This is a genomic window from Parasegetibacter sp. NRK P23 (genome assembly GCF_023721715.1).
In the GTDB taxonomy this organism is placed as follows: Bacteria; Bacteroidota; Bacteroidia; order Chitinophagales; family Chitinophagaceae; genus Parasegetibacter.
On the sequence record NZ_JAMDLG010000001.1, the window covers coordinates 1,332,048 to 1,354,711 of the forward strand.

A 22,664-nucleotide genomic window follows, 5' to 3' on the forward strand; every position below is an offset into this window, starting at 1 on the left:
CATTTAGAACCAGTGTATTAGAACACGATTTGAATTTTTGTTTGTTTGATATGCTCGAAAAGGAGCGCGTGGCTCACCACTTCTTTTTTCTTGTTTTTTCCTTTTTCTTCCTCCACCACGATGCCTTCTTCGGTAACTTCCGTGAGTTTTCCTTCTTTCTGTGTACCGTCTTTCAGCACCACTTCCACGTGTCGCCCGATATTCTTCCTGTATTGACGGAGCAGTTTCAACGGCTCACTCAATCCCGGAGAGGATACTTCCAGGGAAAAATCGCCATCAGGATAGAGTGCGGATTCTTCCATCATTTTATAGAGCGCCCTGTTGTAGGTAACACATTTTGCGATGGAAATGCCCGAGTCGGCATCCAGGAAAACCTTCACATTATTGGTGGGTTTGATGCGGATTTCCACGAGAAAGCAATCCGGGTCTTCGGCCAGGAGTTGCGTCACCATCTGTTCAATTGCCTGAATCTGTACTTCGTTTGCCATAAAAAAAACCGTCCGTTTGTCCACTGGTAGGAAATAAAGAAGGGAACGGCGCTCGTTCCCTTCTTCAGTTTCATATTCCGAGTGCAAATGTATGTTTTTTTTTGAAAAAAAATTCATTTCGGGCCAGTACCCGTACAGCGGGGCCACCGGGTACGTTAAAATTCTCTTAGAAGCAGCGGCGGGCCGGCTTAAAATGGAGAAATACTTACCTTCGTGGCATGTTTTTGAAAATAGTACTCTGGGCCATCGGCCTTTACTTTTTATACAAATTCATTTATGGATTCGTGTTGCCGGTTTACCGCACCACCCGTAATGTGCGCCGGCAGTTCCGTGATGTGCAGTCGAAAATGAACGCGCAATTCCGCGCGCAGCAACAACAGCAGGAACAATACCGCCAACAGCAGGAACAGGCCACCCGCAGTAAAAATGTAGTCGGCGACTACATCGAATTTGAGGAAATCAAGAAATAAGCGGGTCAAACAACCTGTTCACCGTATCTCCCGGCTGTAGCCAATAGGCCTGCCATCCCGCTTTACGGGCTCCGTCCACATTCACGGCCGCATCGTCAATGAATAAGGTACGCGCCGGATCAAGGGGAGCATCTTCAGCAATGTATTCAAATCCACTGGTATCGGGCTTTCTATGGCCTATCAGGTGAGAGTAATAGGCTTTTTCGAAGAGTCCATCCATGCTTTTGCCGTACACTTCCTGGAAGGCGGCAATGAAAAACGCGTGGTGAATGGCGTTGGTATTGCTGTAGAGGAAGATTCTTTTGTGGCGGGAGAGTTTTTCAAGCAGTTCTACTCTTTCCGTGGGAAAATCGAGCAGCATGGCGTTCCAGGCGGCAAGCGCGGATTCGGGTGTTAGTTTTCCGTTGGTGAGTTTTACCATGCCTTGCACGAATTGTTCATCGGTAATGGCGCCGGTTTCATAGTCGCGGAAGATGGCATCGGCGTGGCCGAGGGCGAAGTACTGTTTGAAGTTGGTGAGGCCGGCGTTGACGAAGGCTTGTTCGGTTTTTCCGAAATCGAGGTTGAGGAGTACGCCTCCGAGGTCGAATACGATGGCATCTATGTTTTCGAGCATGGTCGGTTGTTTCTGCTTTGTTCCTCGCTGCTTCCTGCTTCGTTTCACGCAACTGCTTTGTGCTTTGCACAGCGCAGCGCAAAGGAGCAAGGACGCAAGGCGCTGTTTTATGGTGAATTGCTGAGGAAAAGGATTTTGAGTATTGGGTTATTTTCTCGCAACGGCGCAAAGGCGCAACGTTTGGAACGCTGAAAGTTCGTCACGGAGGAAAAATGAATGGTGTAATCCACTTCATTTTTCCTGTAAAGTTAAGCAGCACCAATTCAATACTCAACATTCAAAATTCAAAATTTCTTCTCCGTGGCAAATATAATATCCAGCAACAATTACCTGGCGTTATCTTTCTTTTTCCGGGAGAAGAGCCAGGGCAGCAGGTCTTTTTCGGCGAAGGTGGGGTCCCAGCTGTTGTGGTTGGCTTCGGGGTAGAGGGTGTACTTCACGGAAGCGCCTGCTTTTTTCAGGGCATCGACCATGATATCGGAATTTACGGGAGGAACGATATCATCTTTGGCGCCGTGGAAAACCCACCAGTCCACGTTTTTGACAACAGGTGCGATGGCCGGATCGGAGCCTCCGCAGATCGGGATGGCCGCGGCGAAGAGGTGCGGGTTGCGGTACACCATTTCGAAAGTGCCCATGCCGCCCATGCTCAAACCGGCCACATATACCTGGTCGTTTTTTATTTTATATTCCTTAGTGTATGGTAAAGCAGCTCCTGCGCCATTTTCATGGCCAGAGAGGGCTCACCGCCCGATTTGAAGACGAAGACTCTTTTTCCGGCAGTATCCAATTGGATGTTGACGTTGCTCCAATAGCTGGTGCGCGGGCACTGCGGGAACACCACGATGGCCGGATAATCCTTTCGGATATCTTCCCGGATGAATAATTTTCCGCCGTGGGTGAGTTGTGCCTCATTGTTGTTACCCCGTTCCCCCGCGCCGTGCATGAAAAAGACCAGCGGATATGATTTTCCGGGATCAAAGTTTTCGGGTAGCAATAACCGGTAGGGAAGGGTATCGTTACCGGAAATATGCACTTTCTTCTGGTAGAGGGAAAAATCCTGGGCGAAAACTTTGGCAAAAGCGCTAAGCATCATGAAGGCAATCAATACCGTCTTTTTCCTGTTCATAACCTTTGTTTTAACGGAATAAAATAAAGATCCCGGCTCGTTTCCGGCCGGGATGCTTTTTATCTGAGCGTAAAAGTTGCTTTGTTAGATGTGGCGCTGGAACCGCCTATGAAAACGTGGTATTCCCCGGGTTCATGCACCAGTTGCAGGTCGCCGTTGTAGAACTTCAGGTCGTCGGGGGTAATCGTGAAGGTTACTTTCTTCGATTCACCAGGCGCAAGCGTTACCTTGCTGAAGCCTTTCAATTCTTTTACGGGACGTGTTACGGTGCCCACCAGGTCGCGCACATACAATTGCACCGTTTCTTCCCCCTTGTATTTCCCGGTGTTTGTAACGGTAACGGTGGCGGTAAGTTTCCCGGTTACGCCGAGGGTTTTTCCACTGAGCATGATGTCGCCGTAAGAAAAACTGGTGTAGCTGAGTCCGTGGCCGAAGGGATACAAAGGCTCATTGGAAACATCGAGGTATTTACTGGTATATTTCTGGTTCTCATCCAGTGGACGACCGGTATTCTTGTGGTTGTAGTACAAAGGGATTTGTCCTACGTTCCGGGGGAAGGTCATGCTCAGTTTACCCGAAGGGTTCGCTTCGCCGTACAAGACATCTACGATAGCGGGCCCCGCCATCGTGCCGCCATACCAGGTTTCAAGGATAGCGCTCATGTTTTCATCTTCCCAACTGAGTGTGAGCGGACGACCATTCATCAATACGAGCACGATGGGCTTCCCTGTTTCTTTCAATGCTTTCAGCAAACGTTGCTGGTTGGGCAGCAGCCCAATATCGCTGCGGCTGGCTGCTTCCCCACTCATGCCGAAGGGTTCGCCCAGGAAGGCTACCACTACATCTGATTTGTTCGCGGTTTCCACGGCTTCCCTGATCAGCGCTTCCGGCGATTGTACATCAGCTTCCAGCATGGCGCCGTGCGGATTCAATTTATTCTTCAGCGCTTCATCATCCACCAGGTTGCAGCCCTTCGCATAGTAGAATGGCGCGGCGGTGATCTTTCTTTCCAATGCCTGCCATACGCTCACGGCCTGTTTGTAATCGCCCGCGCCACTCCAGTTGCCGATCAGGTCGCGCTGGTTCTTTACCAACGGTCCTATGAAGGCGATTTTTTTCTCGGCGCTCAGGGGTAAAACGTTGTTTTCGTTCTTCAGGAGCACCATACTTTTGATGGCCGCTTCTTTCGCAAGCATTTTCTTCTGATCATTCATGATCTCGCGCCTGTTCCTTTCCTCACTTACATATTTATAGGGATCTTCAAACAATCCGAGTTTGTATTTGGCTTCCAGTATCAGCCTGCAGGCGTTGTCAATTTCAGCAACGGATACTTTTCCTTCTTTCACCAGCCCGGGCAGTTGCTGGATGAACAGTTCGCCTACCATATCCATTTCCACGGGTGCTTTGATGGCACGACGGGCCACTTCTTTCCCGTCTCCGATGCCATGTGCGATCATTTCGTTGATGGCGGTATAATCGGTTACCACAAATCCTTTGAAACCCCATTGTTTGCGGAGTACATCTGTCATCAGCCATTTGTTTGCGGAAGCCGGCACCCCATCCACTTCGTTGAACGAACTCATTACCGTGGCCACGCCAGCGTCTATCGCGGCTTTATAGGGCGGGAAGTATTCATTGTACATCCTGATGCGGCTCATGTCCGTGGTATTGTAATCACGTCCCGCTTCGGAAGCGCCATAGAGGGCGAAGTGCTTCACGCAGGCCAGGATGGTATTGTCTTTTTTCAGGTCGTCGCCCTGGTAGCCTTTCACCATGGCCTTCGCGATCTGGGAACCGAGGAAGGGGTCCTCACCCGCGCCTTCACTTACGCGACCCCAGCGGGGATCGCGGGCAATGTCCACCATCGGAGAGAAAGTCCAGTTCAGGCCATCGGCACTGGCTTCTTCAGCGGCGGCACGTGCGGTAAGCCTGATCATCGCGGTATCCCAGCTTGCCGATAAACCGAGTGGTATCGGGAAAATCGTTCTGTGGCCGTGGATCACATCGTAACCAAACAGGAGCGGTATTTTCAAACGGGTTTGTGTAACCGCCATCTCCTGTAGTTTGCGTACCGCTACCGGCGTGAATGTATTAAATACACCGCCCACCAAACCTTTTTTGATCTTTTCTTCCACGCCCTGGCTCACCACAGGCCCCGTTACATCGAATCCAATAGAAGGCAGGTTGAGCTGACCAATCTTTTCTTCCAGCGTCATCTTCTGCATCAGCGCCTGCACAAAGGTATTCATACGCGCCTGCGCGGGATTTGTTTTGGGCTGGGCCATCGCGAAGGAACCCAGTAGTAACATGGCCGGAACCATCATTCTTTTCATCTGCATGTCTTTCGTTTTTATCTGTTGATAAACTGTGTTTTTTACCGTCTATTTGAGGAGTACGGGTGCAAGCATGTCCTTCCATAGCTGATAGCCGTCGCTGTTCATGTGCAGCATATCGGGGCCAAAAAGGTTGCGCATCGGCTTCCCTTCACTATTGATCATTTTAGAGAACACATCTATGAAGGCGGTATTCGGTTGTTCGGAAAGGAACATAGCGATCAATCCGTTGGCACGTTTAACCTGGGGCATCAGGGCTTCCCTGCTGGGACTGGGTTTCAGGGCCACGAATACGAATGGCACATCGGGCAATCTTTCCCTGATTTTCTGAAATAAGTTTCTGAAGCGGTAATACACAGAATCGCCGGTAACTCCTTTCTCTGTAAGGTCATTTTCGCCACAGTAAAATACAATCTGCGCCGGTTTATAAGGAAAAAGGATATCCTCCGCATACCTATCCACGTGAGGAATGGCCGATCCCCCAAAGCCCCGGTTCACCACCGGATAACCCGGAAAGGCGCCAGGCAGATTTTTCCAGAGGCGTAAAGAAGAGCTGCCGATGAACACGATGGGGTTGGCCGGAACGGCCTGGATGCTGTCGATTTTTTTGTATTGAAGAATCTCGTTCCTGAAAGGAGCATTCTGCGCAAAAGCGCCTGTTCCAATCAGTAAAAGTAAAAGGGCAGGTAGGATTTTCTTAGCGATGAAATTTTTCATGATGTGCAAACAGTTTAAATCAATGCAATAGCTGGAACAAGATACATTTTATGTCCGGAACATGCTGTTTCCAACGTTGAACTACTTCATCCACGGACTTTCAAATCCCAGCTTTTTCAAACCCGTTTTCACTTCAGGGCAACTCATAAAAAGTTTCCACAACAAACCGGAGCGATGGTTTTCCATCATCACAACAATAGGCCCCTGATCAATGGCAAGATGTGAAGAAGCATACCAGTTCTGTGTTTCGTTGAATGCGTCGGTGAACCCATACCGGCTCCATATCTTATCGCCGAGGCTGAAATAAAAATGCTTCATGGCCTGCATGGAAAATTCGGGGGTATAAGGGAAAGCCGATAAAGCCGCCGTGGGCGTGATGGTACCGTGATCGTTGTCGGGCGAATGCGCGTTGTAACCGTTGTACGTATCACTTGCCGTAAGCCCCCATGCCTGCGGGCCATATCCCTTAAATCCATTCGGGTTACGCACACAATGTTCCCTGTTGATCAGCGTATGGTTGCGGTTTTGTTCCCAATAGTCGGCGTAGCGATCCTTCAACCCACGCGGATCAAGGCCGAGGAAAGAATAATGGGAGAAGAAAAGCGGACCACCGTAATCAAAGCCCAGCGGCAATTTGATACCATAGAATTCTTTTCCGTTCTTAAAGAAATTGCTCTGCGCCCAGCCTTTGTGGTACACTGAACTGCTGACGGGATACCTTTCCGATGAAGCCGCCAGTACATACATGATCAACGCTTCATTAAAACCACGCACGGCAAAATCCATCGCCCAGCCGTTGTTGGGACTCCAGTGCCAGTACAATACATCCTGCCCGTCGCGGGTGAACCAGTTCCATTCCACGTCGTTCCATAGTCCGTTGATCCTGTTGCGGAGTTCTCTTTCCACCGGGTTTTCTCCGTTAAAATACTGCCGCACACACAAGAGTCCCTGGAAAAGGAAGGAAGATTCCACGAGGTCGGCGCCATCATCTTTACGGCTGAAGGGTATCGTTTTCCCGGTTTCTCCGTTGAGCCAGTGGGGGAAAACACCGTGGTACGCATCGGCTTTTTCCAGGAATTTCAACATTCTCAACAGGTGCTTCGCGGCGGTATCACGGGAAATCCAGTTTCTTTCTGCCGCAACGATAATAGCCATTACCCCGAATCCGGTTCCGCCAACGGTTACTACTTCACTTCCGTAATTAAATGCCACGTTACTGCGTTCCCGGGCCATACCGCTCACGGGATGTGCAAAGTCCCAGAAATAGGAAAAGGTCTGGCGTTGTACCAGGTCGAAGAGTGCGGAGTCGGAAAGTTCCACAGGCCTTTTGGCCGGATCGAATACCGTGGTTTTCTCCTGCTGCTTTCGTTTTTTCTGGGCAATGGCCGGGTGAAAAAACATAGCGCCGAGTAATGCAAGGAAAGTAACGCGATAAATATATTTCATGTCGTATGTTTTATTTAAAGGCCGGGTGCTGAGAAGCCTAGTTTTTTCAAACCTGCTTTTACTTCAGGTGCGCTCATGAAAAGATCCCACAGCAATCCTGTCCGGTAATTTTCGATCATGATGATGATGGGCCCCTGATCGATGGCCAGGAACGAGTTGGCGAACCAGGGTTCGTTGAGCGAGAACGCATCTACGAAACCATATTCTTTCCAGAGTTTATCTCCGAGTTTATAGTAGAAAAACTCCAGCGCCTTCATCGACGCTTCTGGCGTGTAAGGAAAAGAAGCCAATGCCGCGGTGGGCGCGATCACCCCAAGGTCGTTGGCGGGTGAGCTGGCGGAATAGCCGGAAGGAATATCACTGGCTGTAAGTCCCCAGCAATCGGCACTGTAGCCGTAATAATTTTTGGGATTGGAAATGCAGTATTGGTAATTGATTCGTGCGTGGCGGACATTTTGTGTATCGTATCGCGCATATGTATCGCTCAACCCGTTCGGATTGATCCCCAGGAATGAATAGTGGGAGAAGAACAGTGGACCTCCAAAGGCGGGCCCAAGGGGAAGTTGCGTTTCGAAGTAGGTTTGTCCATTCCGCATGGCGCCATTCCCGGCCCAGCCCGCATCGTACACCGATTTTGGAATGGTATGCGTAGTGGAAGCCGCGGCCAGCGCATATACGATCAAAGATTCGTTCCATCCTTTGATGGGCAGGTTCATCTCCCATCCGAAATTGGGACTCCAATGCCAGTACAACACGTCTTCATTGTTCTTTCTGAACCAATTCCATTCGATGCCGTTCCAGATGGTGTTGATATCGTTCCTGAGGGTGGTTTCCCCCGCATCGGCTCCGTTAAAAAACTGGCGGGCGGTCAGTAGTCCTTGCATCAGTAAAGCGGTTTCCACCAGATCGGCACCATCATCTTTAGCGCTGAAGGGAATGGTGGCGCCTGTGTTTCCGTTGATCCAGTGCGGAAATGCACCGTGGTATTTTACCACGGTATTTTTCAGGAAACCCACCATCTTCTGTAGTCTTTCCACACCCTGTTGGCGGGTGATAAAACCCCGGCTCACGCCCGTAACAATAGCCATGGCCCCGAAGCCGGAACCGCCGGAAGTAACCAGGTCGCCGGAAGTGTTTCTTTCCCTGGCCATGCCTGAAACCGGGTGTCCGAAATCCCAGAAATATTTGAAGGTCTGCTGTTGTACAAGGGTGAGCAGTTGGTCGGAAGAAATACGTGGGAATTTATCTGAAGAGTCAATGCCTGTTCCCAACTGAATCAATACGGGATTGCGCAGCAATGCACCCGAGGTTCCTTTCAGCGCATTGGTCACGGACAATGTGTAGCGTGTGAAAGGCTGCAATGGTTGTTCAGGCTTTACGGTCACCACATCCCCCGGGCCTGACGACACAAAATCAATGGCCAAAGACTGGTTGCCCGAAGTACGCAATACAATGCCCGAAGGCAGCGAAGCAACCGCCACCGGAGCCGAAAAGGCCATCCTGATTTCAGGGGTAAGCGATGTATTGTTAAAAACGGTACCGTTGCCCAACCCGTTTATGGTGGCCGAACGGTAATCGAAATAAGTAGTGGTTCCGCCGCCTTCCTTCTTTCCGCAGGCAAGCAGAGCCATCACTGCAACTATCAGCACACAAACAACACTTCTTTTCATAATGTTTCAGCATGAAAATGGCGGTGCAGTGTTTATGGCACCGCACCGCCATACACATTGGTGTTTTATCTTTTGTTGGTAAAAAGAGCCGCTATCTCCACATCACTGATGGGTGTGGTATAAATCCTCAACTGGTCGAGCATACCGGTATAACGTTGCATCCAACTGTCAGGTGAGTTGCTGAATACGCCGGCATGCTGCTGGAAGCCGCCGATCACCAGTTTGGAAGGATCCACGAAAGCCAGCTTGCCCAGCGGAGCGCCATTTCTCATCCTGTCTTCCACCGCGGGCGACAAAGCATATTTCACTCCATCCACGAAAGCCGAAAATTTAGAGGTGGTTTCATCGTACCGGAAAGCAAGGTGTTTCCACTTGCCATACATATCGGGAATACGGGCCGGATTAGAGCCCGATCCAGTAAACTCCACCCAATTTCCTGCGAAGTGGAACTTCACCAGCATGGAGTTGTCGTTCGCATCACCGTTCCCTTCGATCATACAGAACAGGTTACCCCAGAAATCAGAGTTCCTGCCCAATACAAACACCGTTTGTGCCCCACCGGTATGTTTGTTGGTATTGATCCAGAAAGAAACCGTAAAGCTCGTCATGGTGGACACTTTGGGGCCACCACCAGGCAATACGATCATGGCGTTGGAGGCGCCTTTGTAAGCCTTGCCATTGATGCCATCCACATAAGTAACATTGGAGGCTACGCCTTTTTCGTAATATATACTGTCAATCGGACTTTCCTCGAACCAGAACATCCTTTGGAGCGGACCATTCAGTTTGGCCGTATCATCGGGGATGATCACCAACGGGGGGCGGTACATTTTCTGGCAGGAAGGCAACACGGCGACGAGGATAAGCGCCAGCGCCAATATCTTACAAAGCGCGATTTTATTTCGGTTCATAACACTTCATTTTAATGCGTAAGAAAATACTTACTGGTAATCCGGGTTCTGAATGAGTACACCATTCGACTTGTCGATTTCGGGCTGCGGAATGGGCAGGTACCTGTTTCGGGGCTGGTAATTTTTCCCGAGCGCGTTGAATACTTCCTGCGCGGTTCCCCAGCGGACGAGGTCGTAGAAACGTTCATTTTCCATGCCGAACTCCACCCTTCTTTCATGGCGGATGGCGGCCCTGAGTTGATCCTTATCGGTAGTGGTTACTGCGGGCAATGTGCCTGCGGGCGCACCTTGCCTGGCGCGGTTCCGTACCAGTTCCAGCCAGGTGAGTGCATCGGTCACATTTTGTGTGCCCCCCAGTTCGTTGGCCGCTTCAGCGGCCCAGAGCAGCACATCGGCGTAACGGATCACGCGGAGGTTCATCCAGCGGCCCTTGCGGGGGTTTCCGCCACCAATCGTATTTCGGACGTTAGGGTTCGTATAAGTCTTCCTGTTATAATACAACTTATTGAACTGGCTTTGGGAAGTGATCACACCATTCACCCCATAAGGATCGGGAGAGTTGTTGGGCATGATGGTGGCGTTCTTCCTGGGATCGTTGGGTTCGAAAGCATCGGCCAGGTCCTGCGTGGGCGTGTTCCATCCGAAGCCGAGATCCCATACACCGGAGCCGCGCACGCCCTGCACTTCGGCATACTGGATACCAAAGTCCTGGGTGGCGGAATAGAAAGCCTGAATCTCAAAGATGGATTCAGCGCTGTTCTCCCCTGTTTCTGAAAACAACTGCACGTAAGGCGTATGCAGCGAATAAGCATTGGAGCCAATCACTTCTTTGGCGGCCGCAAGGGCGCCGGACCAGTTGCTCCGTGTGATGAAGGTTTTCGCCTGCAACGCTTTGGCGGCCCATTTGGTGGTCCTGCCGATAAACCGGGGTTCCCAGGATGGCGGCAGGTTGGCAGCCGCTTCCTGCAGGTCGGCATCTATCAGGGCGTAGATTTCGTCAACCGTTGCTTTGGGTTTGTTCCCATCTTCCACGTTCTCTACCAGGAAATCAATTTTGGGTACCTGTCCGAAGGCGCGCACCAGGTTGAAATAAGCATAGGCGCGCAGGAACTTCGCTTCCGCCCTGTTGACGATTTCCGCGGCATTGGGGTTATCGAGTTTTTCCACGGCATCAATCACATCATTGGTGAGTTTGATGAGCCGGTAGTGATCGCCCCAGTAATCGTTGAGCAGCCAGAAATCTTTGGTGTAGTTGAATTCATCGAAGAAAGTTTCCGCCGCGAGGTTATCGCTGGGAATACTTCCCTTATCGGCATCATCGGAACGAATGCTGTGTACCGCGATGAACTTAATGCCCGACATGCCTTCGGTTCTTAACCCGGCATACATGGCGAACACCTGCGATTCAATAGAACTTGCGCCCAGGTCGTCCAGCGTGTACCTGCCCAGTGGTTCCCTTTCCAGGAATTTCTTACATCCCGGCAACAGCAGCATGGCCATAGCGGCAAACGAGATGCTGAAGCTTATCCTCAATATATTTTTCATGGAAGTATCGTTTTGTTAATTAGAAATTCAGGTTTACGCCAAAGGAATAGATGGCCGGCAACGGATAAGAACCGTTGTCAACACCGAACTGCGTGGAGCTGCCCCCGAACTCCGGTGTGTATCCTGTATTGTTCTTGAAAGTTTTCAGGTTCTGTGCATTGAGGAACACGCGCAGCGATTTCATATGAAGTTTTTCCAATGCTGCCGTGCTGAAACTATAGCCCAGTTGAATGTTCCTGAACCTGAAATAACTTCCGTCTTCTATATAGTAAGTCGAATTCAGCACATTGTTCGCGCGGCCGGTATGCAGGATAGGCTCCCAGTTAGAAGTTCCTACGCCGTTCCAGCGACCCAGTTGGTACGCGCCGAAATTGAATTGCGTAAACGTTCCTTTGTTCCAGTTCCTGAAAATTTCGTTGCCGTAAACACCCTGTCCTTCCAGGTTCAGGTCGAAGCCTTTGTAGCTGATGTTGAAGGCGACGCCGTAAGTGAAATCGGGGGTGGGGTTTCCGATCATGGTGCGGTCGTCGTTATCAATCTGTCCATCTCCATTCACATCACGGAATTTAATGTCGCCGGGTTTTACTTCATTCAGCAGGTTAGCGGGAGATTTGATGATCTCTTCCTGTGTCTGGTAAATACCTTCTGAAATAAATCCGAAGAAATAGCCGATGGGCAGACCTGCACGGGTTCTGCTGGGATCACTTACGATTTCGTAACCATCACGTACCAGGAAATTCACTTTGTTGTTGATGGTGGTGATGTTACCGCTGATGGAGTAGTTCCAGTCTTTTGAAATTTTATCGTTCCAGGTGGCGAGGAATTCGAAACCATTGTTGGACACTTCGCCTACGTTACTCAGTTCGGGACTTCCACCAGAAGAACCAAACGGTGGTTTGATAACAAGGATATCTTTAGTTATTTTGTCATAATAGTTCGCCTCGATATGTAGGCGGTTCCGGAACGTATTCATTTCGATACCGGTTTCCCATGAATGAACCGTTTCCCAATGCAGATTTGGATCTACAAAATATTCAGGCTGCAATGCCTGCACTACATTATTTCCAAAAACCGCGGAGTTTGCGCCGGAAAGTGTTGGAAACATAGGATAAACCCTGCTTCCGCTGTTCTGGTTACCGAGTACGCCCCAACTGGCTTTCAACTTCAGGAAATCTATCGCGTCTACATTTGTCATAAAGTTCTCTTCTGAAATTTCCCATGCCGCACCTATCGCGCCAAAGTTCTGCCATATTTGTCCACCTCCGGCGGGGCCATTGAATGCAGAACTTCCATCTCTTCTGTAAGAGGCATTTAAAAGATACCTTCCTTTGTAATTATAAAGCGCTCTGAAAAGATAAGACGCGTTGGCTCTTTCCCATGCATCTGAATTACCCCTTAAAGTGGTAGCATCTCCAATGTCGGCATTGGCATACCAGAACCTGGGATCATTGGGAATGGGTCTTCCGGTCCCCTGCCTTACACTGGCCGTAGTTTGTTCATAAGAATCAAAATAAGTGGTGAAGCCCGTCATCGCGGTAAGGTTGTGGTCGCCGAACCTTTTCTTATAGGTAAGCAGGTAATCACTTTGTATTTTGATGAAATTGTTCTTGTACTCACTCACTGAAGTTTCGGGCTGAACGGAGTCAACGGGCACCGGGCTGATCTCCGGGTTATAGAAGACAGTTTGCGGCTGGTATGACCTTCCGGAATTGAACCCGTAATCAGCGAAGAGCGATGTTCTGAACGTAAAATCGTTGAGGAACTTCACTTCGCCGAAAATACTTCCCACGGCCCTGTATTCGTAGTTACGGGCATTGTTGGCCTGCACTTCAACACTATTGAGCGGGTTGAACACCTGCGCGCGCTGGAAGCCCGGCATGGTATGGTACAACCCGTAAGCTTCGTTGTACACCGGTGCAATGGGCGCCGCGGTAAGGGCGGTTCCCACATCTTTGTTTACGGGCAATTTCGCACGATAACCATTGAAGTTGATGCCGAATTTAAGCGCTTTCGACACCTGCAGTTCGTCGCTGAAATTAAGTGTGGTCTTCTGTAATTGTTCGTGTTTGATCAGGCCTTCTTCCGTAACATAGCCCACGCCGAGGTAAAACCGGTTCTTATCCGTAGCGCCGGTGATGCTGATGTTGTTGTAATTGAGTACGGCATCCTGGAATATCAGGTCCTGCCAGTCGGTATTGGCTTGCCAGTTCGTATAATCGAAGGCGGGGTTGCCCTGGTTGGCGAGTTGCTCATCGTAGAGCATTTTAAATTCCGGCCCGTTGGTGAGTTTGATGCGGTCCACCACTTTTTTGATGCCCACGGTGGAGTTGAAGTTCACGGTAAGCTGACCGGACTTTGCTTTTTTAGTGGTCACGATGATCACACCGTTGGCGCCCCTCACCCCGAAGATGGCGAGTGATGAAGGATCTTTCAGGATCTCCATGGATTCGATATCCGCGGGGTTGATAAAGTTGATGTTGTCGTTGATGATACCGTCCACCACGTAGATCGGCTTCACACCATTGATGGTATTTGTTCCGCGGATGCGGATATCCGGTTCCTGCCCCGGGCGACCGGAGTTCACGATGGTAAGACCGGGCACTTTTCCCTGCAAAGAAGCCATGGGGTTGGTCGCGGGTTTATCGGCCACTTCCGATCCTTTTATCGTTTGGATGGAACCGGTAAGATCGCGCCTTGCGGCGGAACCGTAACCGATCACCACCACCTGGTCGAGTGATTGCGTGGACTGCACCAGCACCACATTAATCTCCGTTCTGCCATTCACCTGCACTTCCTGTTCGGTATATCCTACGAAAGAGACCACCAGGGTGGCATCATCAGGCACATTCAGGGAGAAAGCGCCTTCGGAATCAGCAGCGGTGCCGAGGTTGGTGCCTTTCACCCGCACGGAGGCTCCGGCAATGGGTTCACCTTTTTCGTCCATGATTTTTCCCCGCACCTGCACGTCCTTCATGGCCGTGCCCCTGGTTTTCAATACCACCAAACCGTTGTCGAGCAATTGATAGTTCACCGTGGTCTCGTTGAACATCCTGTTCAATACGTTGGTCACCAGTTCATCTTTTGCTTCAAGGGTTACCTTATTAAAACCATCCAGCAAGGCCTGGTTGTATAAGAAACGGAGTTCTGATTTTTTTTCGATCTGGCTCAATGCCTTACGGACATCCACCGATTCGAATTTGATGCTGATCTTCTTTTGGGAGAATCCGCCGGCGGAAACATGCACACAGGCGGCGAGGAGCAATACAGTCATTAGTTTCATAATCCTCGTTAGCTTTTGGATGACCGGGGGTTCCGGAATTCCCAACACGAGTTGGATTTTTTTCATAATTTTCCATTGACAAGTTAATGAATAGGAGTTCCTGTTCACAAGCAGTTGCGAACTCCGGGCGTTAACAAAAGGCGGGAAATGTGGCAGCATTTTCCGTCCTTCTTTGTAATTATTTCAGGACGATTCAGGAGGTGTTAGGCGTTACTTCAGTCATTTGGCAGCGTCGATTTTAATGGTTTATCAAAATACTTTTCCCGTTGTGGGCGTAGGTAAAGTCTGCTGTAATCTGTAATGCTTTCAGCGCTTCTTCGCAGGTTTCCCGGTCGAATTTCCCGGTAAACCGAAGCCCTGCTATTTTTTCATCGAGGAAGCGGATATCCACACCGAACCATCTCTCCATTTTCACCGCAAGTTCAGCGAAAGACTCATCTTCAAACACAAGTGTATTGGCCACCCATGCGGTTTCGATGCGTATACTGTCGGCACGCGTATAATGCAAAGGTTGCACCAGCACCGTTTTGGTGGAAGCTGTGCCTTTTTCACCCGTTTCGGCTTCCATTGCGGAAGGCTTTTCCCCTTTCACCACTATTTTTTCATTGGGTTTGAGCAGGATTGGTTTCATATCGGCATTCAACACCTTCACTTCCACGCTTCCGCGCACCAGGGCCGTTTCCGCAAAACCATCGGAAGCGTAGGCCTTCACATTGAAAGCCGTACCCAGCACTTTTACATCCATCTGTGCCGTATGAATAATGAAGGGACGTTTTTTATCGTGGGTTACATCAAAATAAGCCTCCCCTTCCAGTTGTACGTTCCTTAACGGGCCATTGAACGCGGAATCGTAAATAAGTTTGCTGTCGGCATTCAGCAGCACCACGGAACCATCGGGCAACACTACCCTGGAGCGGGTGCCTTTCGCGGTGGTCACCACTTCTTCAGGCAACGAACTATTACTTCTCAGCAATGGTGTGCCGTTTCTCATCGCCCACCATGTTCCTGCCACAAGAATCAATATTGCGGCCGCGCTTAACCAGGTGGACAATTTTTTATAGAAAGGAACGGAACCATTCCGGTCTTCAAGCGTACCTTCTTCCATCGAAACACCGCGTTGCTCCATGCGGGCGAGGTGGTCCTCCCAGGCATGATCAACCTGCTGCGGTGCGGTCTTAACAGGCTGTTTCCACAAACCCGTGACATGATCAGCGGCATAGTGCATATCGGGATCCTGCCGGAGCCACTGTTCCAGTTCCGCGAGTTCGGCCTCGGTGGCTTCTCCCGCCAGTTTTTTCGACAACAATTCCCAGATAGCTTCTTTTGACATGAAAACGGATTGGTATGTAGAGGACAAAATTTTCCGTTCATCCCCCTAAGCCATCCGGCATTATTTTTTAGAACCGGGGGCGGTAGGTGTGGTACGGTGCAGGTCGAAGCGGATGGTGCTGCCCAGTTTCTTTACGGCCAGGGTTACCTGGGCCTCTACTGTTTTGATGGAGATGTCGAGCAGTTCGGCCACTTCCTTGTATTTAAGGCCGTCTTCCTTCACGAGTTTGAAAATCATTTTACACCGTGGCGGGAGTTGGTTCACTGCCAGTCGTACGCGATTGGCCATTTCACGGGTAATCAGCACCTGTTCGGGATCGGCGTAAAGACTCTTCAGTTCTACAGAAAGCTGGTCGAGTTCGAAGGTTTTGTTTTTGAGTAATTTCTGAAGGTAGTTAAGGGAAAAATTTTTAGTGGAAACGTAGAGGTATAATTTCAGGTTGTCGATTTGTTCTAACTGTTTTCTTTTCTCCCATATGCGGATGAACACATCGGAAACAATCTCTTCCGCCAGCTCATGGGATTTGATAAAAGAGTATGCGAACTGATAGAGCCAGGGTTGCAGGTTTTTGAACAACGACTTATACGCCAACTGATCGTCGTTCCTGGCGATCTGGGTTTGTAAATACCTGATATCGTGTTCAGAGAGGTTCATTGGCATGGATGCAACCGGCTATGAAAAGACAAATATCGGCTACAAATTGTTGCACGAAAAATTATTGAATTGCCGTAGGAATTTTGCTACATTTGCACCCTGCCGGGAAAATCCCGTGCGGGGATCTTTAGCTCAGTTGGTTAGAGCATCTGACTCATAATCAGAGGGTCGCTGGTTCGAGCCCGGCAAGATCCACTGGAAATCAAGGGATTATACATAGTATATTCCCTTTTTTTGTGGGGTTTTGCAAATTTGCCTAACATTTCAAAAAGCGGCTTTATTTACCTGTCTGCTTATTTGTGTTGCGAAAATGGAAAAGAGCTGGTTGAATGTCCTGAGCGGAAGGCGTTTACGGAGATGAAATTACCGAATTTTCTGCCCATTTTCAGAGGGTAGATAAAGTACGCCAACATTCTGGCTTTATAAGGCTGTATTGGTTAGCATATATATCGAAACGCTCAAAAACGACCCTTCCAAAATCCTCCTCCGTCTTTATATCCGGATAGATTTTCGCCGGTTCGACCGCATCAAAACTTTCCCCACCTTCTTTATGCAGCAACCAATCGAGGTCAGTGGTAGAATATTTAAATGTCACGAGTCTTGTCCATCGTCAGGCACTGCCCCCGTAGTGTTCAATTGAAAAAAATCCTTTCGTGATAGCGATACCGGTATATGGGTCTCCCATCATTCCACCGCAATCAATGCACAGAACAACGTTTCTCGCTGCCAGTTTATAGGTTCCATCCTGTTGCCCTAATAAAGCAGGAGTGGCTTCTTTTCCGGATGGTCTGCAACATCGGAAGTCTCCTTTTCATTATAATCAAGACCAGATCGGGAAATGGGTCTCTATTCAGCGTTATTAGACGATTTAGCCACCCATTCTCAAATAATCATTCCCCAACTATTAGGTTTGACACATTGACATAGGAATTCAGTTATTTATTGACGTGATGGAAAAAGTCGAGCTATTTTTTCTAACAACCTTGAATTTTCTGCAATAATCTCTCCAGTTAGTGAAAGGCCGCTCTTATATTGCACTGAATATCCAAAACTCGTCTTTAAACCGTTTGTTAAGGATACTTTAGCAAGATACCCTGAATCTGTTGCCACATTACTTACATATGTAATCTCACCTTCTATTTTCCCGTACTGCTGATAAGGATAAGCATCAACCTTGAATAATACCTTTTGCCCAACTTTTACTTTTCCAAAATTGTATTGCGCAAGTATCATTTCAATAAACTTAGGGCCGTTTTGTGGTTCAACATAAAAAATCTTCTGCCCCGCAACAAATTCTTGCTGCTCTTCAAAAAAGCTCGCATATGCTAGCCGGCCATTAATTGGGGCTTTCAATAAGTATAAGTATTCCCATTTTTCGACTTCGGAGCGCATAGACTGAACTGCCTGAATAAATAGGCTTTTTTGAGTCGTTAGCGCAATGTCGAGTTCATAAATTTCCTTTGTTTTATCATTTATCCTTGCTTCATTAAGTAGAAGAGAAGACTTAATTTGAGGAAGTGAAAGTTGCTTATTAATAAATTTGCTTTCCTCAGCCCTTACCTCCTCTGGAGACAGAACTTTGTCCTTTAAAAGGGATAATTTGGATTCAAATGTTTTGTTGTTTAATGCGATATCTTTTTCGATTAAATTTTCTTGTACGGCCAAGTTTCTCGATAGATGTTTTAGAATTACCAAATCTTGCGTTAACATCTTTCTCTTTTGTTGATAATATCCTTTACCTATAAAATCTTTAAACTCGAGAAAAACTTGCATAAATGTTTGAAAGGAAGCTTGCAGCTCCCCTAGACCGCCAATAAACTCAATGTTATTGTATTTATCAAAGTATTGTAAAACATCTCTATAATCGCCAGAAGCCAAAAGTTTGGTGATTGTGTCAAGTTGCGCTTTAATCAAGTTCACTGCGGTGGGACTAGCAACACTTTCGATATGCGCTAACACATCTCCCTGCCCAACCTGATCTAAATGACTAAAATATAACCTGTTAACTTTTCCTGATTTTCTTGCAATGATTACCTTTTCGCTGTTGGCGCTTGAAAGCCGAGCTTTGGCAACTATGATCTCTGGATATCTTATCCACCAAGACATAGCAACTAAACATAAGACTAACCCGATAATGATATAAATTCCCTTTTTGATTAGAAACGATGGACTGCTATGTAGAAATGTATTTACATCTTCACTTCTCTCGCTGTACACGTCAAATAAATCCTTCTTATCATTTGTCGATAAAATATTTTTAATTTCCAAGTTCAAGCTGATTTTTGACAAGGTTATAATAGTAGCCTTTCCTCAAAGAAAGGTCTGTGTGAGTTCCATATTCCACCAGGCGCCCTTGATGAAGCACCACAATGTAGTCGGCATTTTTTACTGTACTTAGCCGATGTGCGACAACAAGCACAGTTCTGTTTTGAAAAAATGATTGAAGGTTCTCCATTATCATTTTTTCATTCTTTGCATCTAAAGCATTTGTTGCCTCATCAAAAAATAAAAAATCAGGATTTTTATAAATAGCTCTGGCAATTAAAATCCGCTGCTTTTGTCCTTGGCTTAAACCAACGCCCTCCGCCCCTATTTTTGTCTTTAAACCCAACGGAAGCGATTCAACGAAGTCTAAAATATTTGCTATTCTACAGGCATCCATTACTTTCTGCTCATCCATCTGTATTGGCTGCATCGCAATATTATTGGCAATAGTATCATTAAAAATAAATCCGTCTTGTAAAACACAACTACATGACGCTCGCCATTGCGCTGGGCTAACTGCATTGAAATCCGTATTGGCTACCTTTATCTCACCTGAGTAGTCGGTATAGAATTTGAGCAAAATTTTTAATAGCGTTGTTTTTCCGCTACCGCTCATTCCGACAATGGCTGTAGTTTTCTTTTCTGGAATAATGAGATCAATATCGGAAAGTACTGGTGTATTTCCTGCACCAGGGTACGTAAATGTAAACTTACGTAAACAAATGTCTTTCGATGTCTGAACATCAAAATGTTTGAAGCCTTTATTCTCTTCTGGTTCCAGCACATGAACTTCATTTAATCTTTCTAAAGAAAGCTTTGTATCCTGAGCTTGTTGAACGAATGAAATCAGCTGTTCAACCGGGCCTGAAAGCTGCCCTATAATATATTCTATCGCAAGCATAGATCCTAAAGTCAACTCACCGTTTATTACGGCTCTTGCAGACAAAAACAGGATGATGATGTTTTTAGTTTGATTTATAAAAAATGCACCGGCTTGTTGATATTGGTTTATTGATAGGCTCTTAAAATCAAGCTTGAATATTGAAACCTGTAACTTTTCCCACTCCCATCTCCTATATTTGGCGCTGTCGTAAATCCGTATTTCCTGCATCCCTTGAATTAGCTGTATAGTTGAAGTATTCTCTCGACTTTGAAGGGAAAACTTTTTGTAATCAATTTTTCTTCGTTGGCTTAAAAACAATCTAACCCAAAAAAAATATGCTAATGTCCCAATAAAGAAAACAGCAAATACGGAAGAGGAATAAAAAAGAAGAACAAATGAAAATAATACTAAATTGATGATAGAGAATATAATATTTAATGAGCCCGTCGTAAGGAACTGCTGAATTCTACCGTGATCATGTATGCGTTGAAGAATATCTCCTGTTTTTTTTGTATCAAAATATGATAAAGGAAGATTCATTAATTTTATCCAAAAATCCGAAAGAATCGAGATATTTATCCTACTTCCTATGAATAGTAGAATATGACCTCTAATAAACTCTGTAGTAGCTTTCCCTGCAAGTAAGAATAATTGGGCAAACAAAATCATTGCTACATATGAGAGATCTTTCGTTGCTATGCCTACGTCAACAATACTTTGTGTAAGAAATGGGAGTATAACTTGAAATAATGAGATTAGTATTAGACTTATGAATAATTGCAGAAAAAATCGCTTGTGCTTTATGAGATGACTAGATAAAAATTTCCATCCAATTTTTTTTTGTGTATTTTCTTCTTCTCCGTATAATCGAAAATCATGAGAAGGCTCTAGCAAAAGAACAAGCCCATCCGAGTTATGATTGTCATGACCTATCCACTTTGAAGTAAACTCGTTTTTTTCATATTTTATAATGCCTTGAGCAGGGTCTGCTACATATATTTTATGACGTGTAGAAGCAGGTATTACAACTACAAAATGCTTCTGCTCCCAATGAATAATAGCTGGCAAAGGAGCTTTTTCAATTAAATCATTGAATGATAATTTAACCCCTGAAGTTCGGATACCATTCATTTCCGCCGCATCGGCAAGTCCGAGAAAAGAGGTTCCTTCTCTTGTTGTTTGAGTCGCATTTCTCAGACTTTCGATAGAGATTTCTTTTCCGTAAAATTTGGCTACCATTTTTAAACATGTAGCCCCGCAATCCATTTCATTGGCTTGCTTATAAAAAGGGAAGCGCATCTAAAAAGTGGTATTTCTTATCTCGTTATCAATAGCATATTCGGGAGTACTTTCCCCTTCACAAAGTTCGAGAAGAAAGAACATGAGATCGTCTCTATCAAACTCAGTAGGAAACGGGTGACCGTCAATTATTAACGTTGGAGTAAAAAAGATGTCTTGCTCTAAACAGAAATCACGTTGCTCAATCAGTATATCATCAGACGTATAGTCTTTGGAACTTCGGGTAATTTCAATGAGCTTTTTATCTAATTCACTTTTCTTTAAACTCATAAATCGAAGGTATTCATCATGAAAAACCTCAAAACCATTCTTGTGGAAGAATTGATGAAAGTATCTTGCAATGTCTGATTGACGAGAGTTTATATCATTGTTGAAGATGATATGTATGTCCAGGTCTTCTTTTACTAACTCATACACTTTGTTTATATCTTTGTGTACCTGATAACAGTGACCGCAAAATGGACTGGTTACTATTGTCAGCCGGTGTTTGGATTTTGAGCTTTTATAAATAATTGATTTTTCCGTTATAGGGACAGGAGCCCGCTCATTGGACTTTAAAGCATAATCAAATAGTTTGATGCTTCTTGATTGTTTTATCTTTCGTCTAAGCTTCTTCTCAGTGTTAAGTGAAGCAAGGATATGCTTTTTGACCTCTATCCAAGTAAAGAGAATTAGAACGTTTACCAAACTGAAAGCTAAAAACTGATAGATGGAGATATAAAAGCTTAAACTTCTAGAAAGGGAGTAAAATACATATGTTTGAATATATAGAATTATGATAATTGATAGGCATAGTGTACACCATTTCTTTTCAACCTTCCATTGATAGTATATTGAAAGAGTGCTAATTGGTATTGATAGCCAAATAAAGGCCCTATAATATGAAATTAGTGTTGTTATTGGTGTTTCTAGTGAATAAAAAAGTAGTATTAGTTGTGCTGTAAAAAAGACAATCGCTAAATCAGAGAATGGAAGTATCTCAAATACTTTCCATTTCTGAGATTTTACTACAGATGAGCAGTCTGATGTTATACTTATTTTGCAGAGGCTAGATACAATTCCAGATTTTCCTATTGTTTGTCTGAAGGTTTCAATTGCCAAAATAAGGCCTATTGAAGAAGTAACAATTAATATATATGCACTTGCACTATAGCTGCCAATCGCTAACAAATAAATTGATACTATTGCAATTAGTAAAGTACTTATTCTTTTAATAGACCAATTAAGACCAGCGCCTTTTGTCGTTGCTTTATCCTCTTCAATAATTAAAACGACTTCTTCGAAGACCTTTTTAAACGTTTCTTCCGAAAGTTTTTCATTTTCTATTTGAAAGATTTTGTCAGTTCTTTTCACTGAACAGAGTTTTGAATCTCCGTCCACTTGAATAAGTGCGATAAATTCAGGAGGGAGCTCTAAGACAAACTTTTTTTCTAAGCGCAGGGTGGAGTGAAGAATACCAAAGAAAGTTAATGCATCGCTAAAACACAAAATACTCGGGTAGTTAGGGTGTCCGATGACTTGATTTCTAAATTCGATCTCGTCAACTTTCATGCCAGCATGAGATAGAAATGACAGTACAGAATCTGTACCGGTTTGTTTCAAATTCATAAGTAAGGTTAAATCGATAA

Annotated in this window: 17 protein-coding genes and 1 tRNA gene; 2 read left to right on the plus strand and 16 right to left on the minus strand. The window is 46.3% G+C overall.

The window, feature by feature from the left end; translation table 11 throughout:
* Positions 1-17: 17 nt before the first annotated feature.
* Entirely contained in the window at positions 18-488 is a 471-nt protein-coding gene (locus tag M4J38_RS05330; protein WP_251758499.1) for a ribosome maturation factor, read from the minus strand.
* Between the two features lie 218 nt (positions 489-706).
* Here M4J38_RS05330 and M4J38_RS05335 point away from each other — a divergent pair, with 218 nt between their 5' ends.
* A complete protein-coding gene (locus M4J38_RS05335; protein WP_251758500.1) occupies positions 707-958 on the plus strand; it encodes a hypothetical protein in 252 nt (83 codons plus the stop codon).
* Here M4J38_RS05335 and M4J38_RS05340 read toward each other — a convergent pair.
* The 12 genes from M4J38_RS05340 to M4J38_RS05395 all read right to left on the minus strand — a co-directional run bounded on the left by M4J38_RS05340 (position 948) and on the right by M4J38_RS05395 (position 16,589).
* Complete coding sequence (locus M4J38_RS05340) at positions 948-1,574, minus strand: HAD family phosphatase (protein WP_251758501.1); 627 nt, start codon at positions 1,572-1,574, stop codon at positions 948-950. The two genes, M4J38_RS05335 and M4J38_RS05340, sit on opposite strands and share 11 nt — an antisense overlap.
* A 326-nt stretch (positions 1,575-1,900) precedes the next feature.
* Complete coding sequence (locus M4J38_RS05345; RefSeq protein ID WP_251758502.1) at positions 1,901-2,236, minus strand: prolyl oligopeptidase family serine peptidase; 336 nt, start codon at positions 2,234-2,236, stop codon at positions 1,901-1,903.
* Between the two features lie 17 nt (positions 2,237-2,253).
* Positions 2,254-2,703, minus strand: coding sequence for a hypothetical protein (locus tag M4J38_RS05350; protein WP_251758503.1), 450 nt, complete (start codon positions 2,701-2,703; stop codon positions 2,254-2,256).
* 59 nt (positions 2,704-2,762) lie between these two features.
* Positions 2,763-5,042, minus strand: coding sequence for a beta-glucosidase BglX (gene bglX, locus M4J38_RS05355; protein WP_251758504.1), 2,280 nt, complete (start codon positions 5,040-5,042; stop codon positions 2,763-2,765).
* 42 nt (positions 5,043-5,084) lie between these two features.
* Positions 5,085-5,753 carry a GDSL-type esterase/lipase family protein gene (locus M4J38_RS05360; RefSeq protein ID WP_251758505.1) on the minus strand — a complete coding sequence of 223 codons (669 nt, stop codon included), beginning with the start codon at positions 5,751-5,753 and terminating at the stop codon, positions 5,085-5,087.
* An 81-nt stretch (positions 5,754-5,834) separates the two neighbouring features.
* Positions 5,835-7,199, minus strand: coding sequence for a glucoamylase family protein (locus M4J38_RS05365; protein WP_251758506.1), 1,365 nt, complete (start codon positions 7,197-7,199; stop codon positions 5,835-5,837).
* 14 nt (positions 7,200-7,213) lie between these two features.
* The gene (locus M4J38_RS05370; protein ID WP_251758507.1) at positions 7,214-8,869 is read right to left on the minus strand and encodes a glucoamylase family protein; all 1,656 of its coding nucleotides are present in this window, start codon (positions 8,867-8,869) and stop codon (positions 7,214-7,216) included.
* A 65-nt stretch (positions 8,870-8,934) separates the two neighbouring features.
* Positions 8,935-9,780 carry a LamG domain-containing protein gene (locus M4J38_RS05375; protein ID WP_251758508.1) on the minus strand — a complete coding sequence of 282 codons (846 nt, stop codon included), beginning with the start codon at positions 9,778-9,780 and terminating at the stop codon, positions 8,935-8,937.
* Positions 9,781-9,810: 30 nt separating this feature from the next.
* The gene (locus tag M4J38_RS05380; RefSeq protein ID WP_251758509.1) at positions 9,811-11,325 is read right to left on the minus strand and encodes a RagB/SusD family nutrient uptake outer membrane protein; all 1,515 of its coding nucleotides are present in this window, start codon (positions 11,323-11,325) and stop codon (positions 9,811-9,813) included.
* Positions 11,326-11,344: 19 nt separating this feature from the next.
* The gene (locus M4J38_RS05385; RefSeq protein ID WP_251758510.1) at positions 11,345-14,605 is read right to left on the minus strand and encodes a TonB-dependent receptor; all 3,261 of its coding nucleotides are present in this window, start codon (positions 14,603-14,605) and stop codon (positions 11,345-11,347) included.
* Positions 14,606-14,843: 238 nt separating this feature from the next.
* Positions 14,844-15,935, minus strand: coding sequence for a FecR family protein (locus M4J38_RS05390; RefSeq protein WP_251758511.1), 1,092 nt, complete (start codon positions 15,933-15,935; stop codon positions 14,844-14,846).
* A gap of 60 nt (positions 15,936-15,995) precedes the next feature.
* A complete protein-coding gene (locus M4J38_RS05395; protein WP_251758512.1) occupies positions 15,996-16,589 on the minus strand; it encodes an RNA polymerase sigma-70 factor in 594 nt (197 codons plus the stop codon).
* Positions 16,590-16,710: 121 nt separating this feature from the next.
* On the opposite strand from M4J38_RS05395, the gene M4J38_RS05400 reads away from it, so the two are divergent.
* A tRNA-Ile gene (locus M4J38_RS05400) sits at positions 16,711-16,784 on the plus strand.
* 744 nt (positions 16,785-17,528) lie between these two features.
* Here M4J38_RS05400 and M4J38_RS05405 read toward each other — a convergent pair.
* From M4J38_RS05405 to M4J38_RS05415, 3 genes are read right to left on the minus strand one after another with little or no spacing between them, the layout of a single operon-like run.
* Positions 17,529-18,857 carry an HlyD family efflux transporter periplasmic adaptor subunit gene (locus tag M4J38_RS05405; RefSeq protein WP_251758513.1) on the minus strand — a complete coding sequence of 443 codons (1,329 nt, stop codon included), beginning with the start codon at positions 18,855-18,857 and terminating at the stop codon, positions 17,529-17,531.
* A complete protein-coding gene (locus M4J38_RS05410) occupies positions 18,847-21,036 on the minus strand; it encodes a peptidase domain-containing ABC transporter (protein WP_251758514.1) in 2,190 nt (729 codons plus the stop codon). Before M4J38_RS05410 ends, M4J38_RS05405 begins: the two co-directional genes overlap by 11 nt.
* Complete coding sequence (locus M4J38_RS05415) at positions 21,037-22,644, minus strand: vitamin K epoxide reductase family protein (RefSeq protein WP_251758515.1); 1,608 nt, start codon at positions 22,642-22,644, stop codon at positions 21,037-21,039. It lies immediately after the preceding gene.
* Positions 22,645-22,664: the final 20 nt, after the last annotated feature.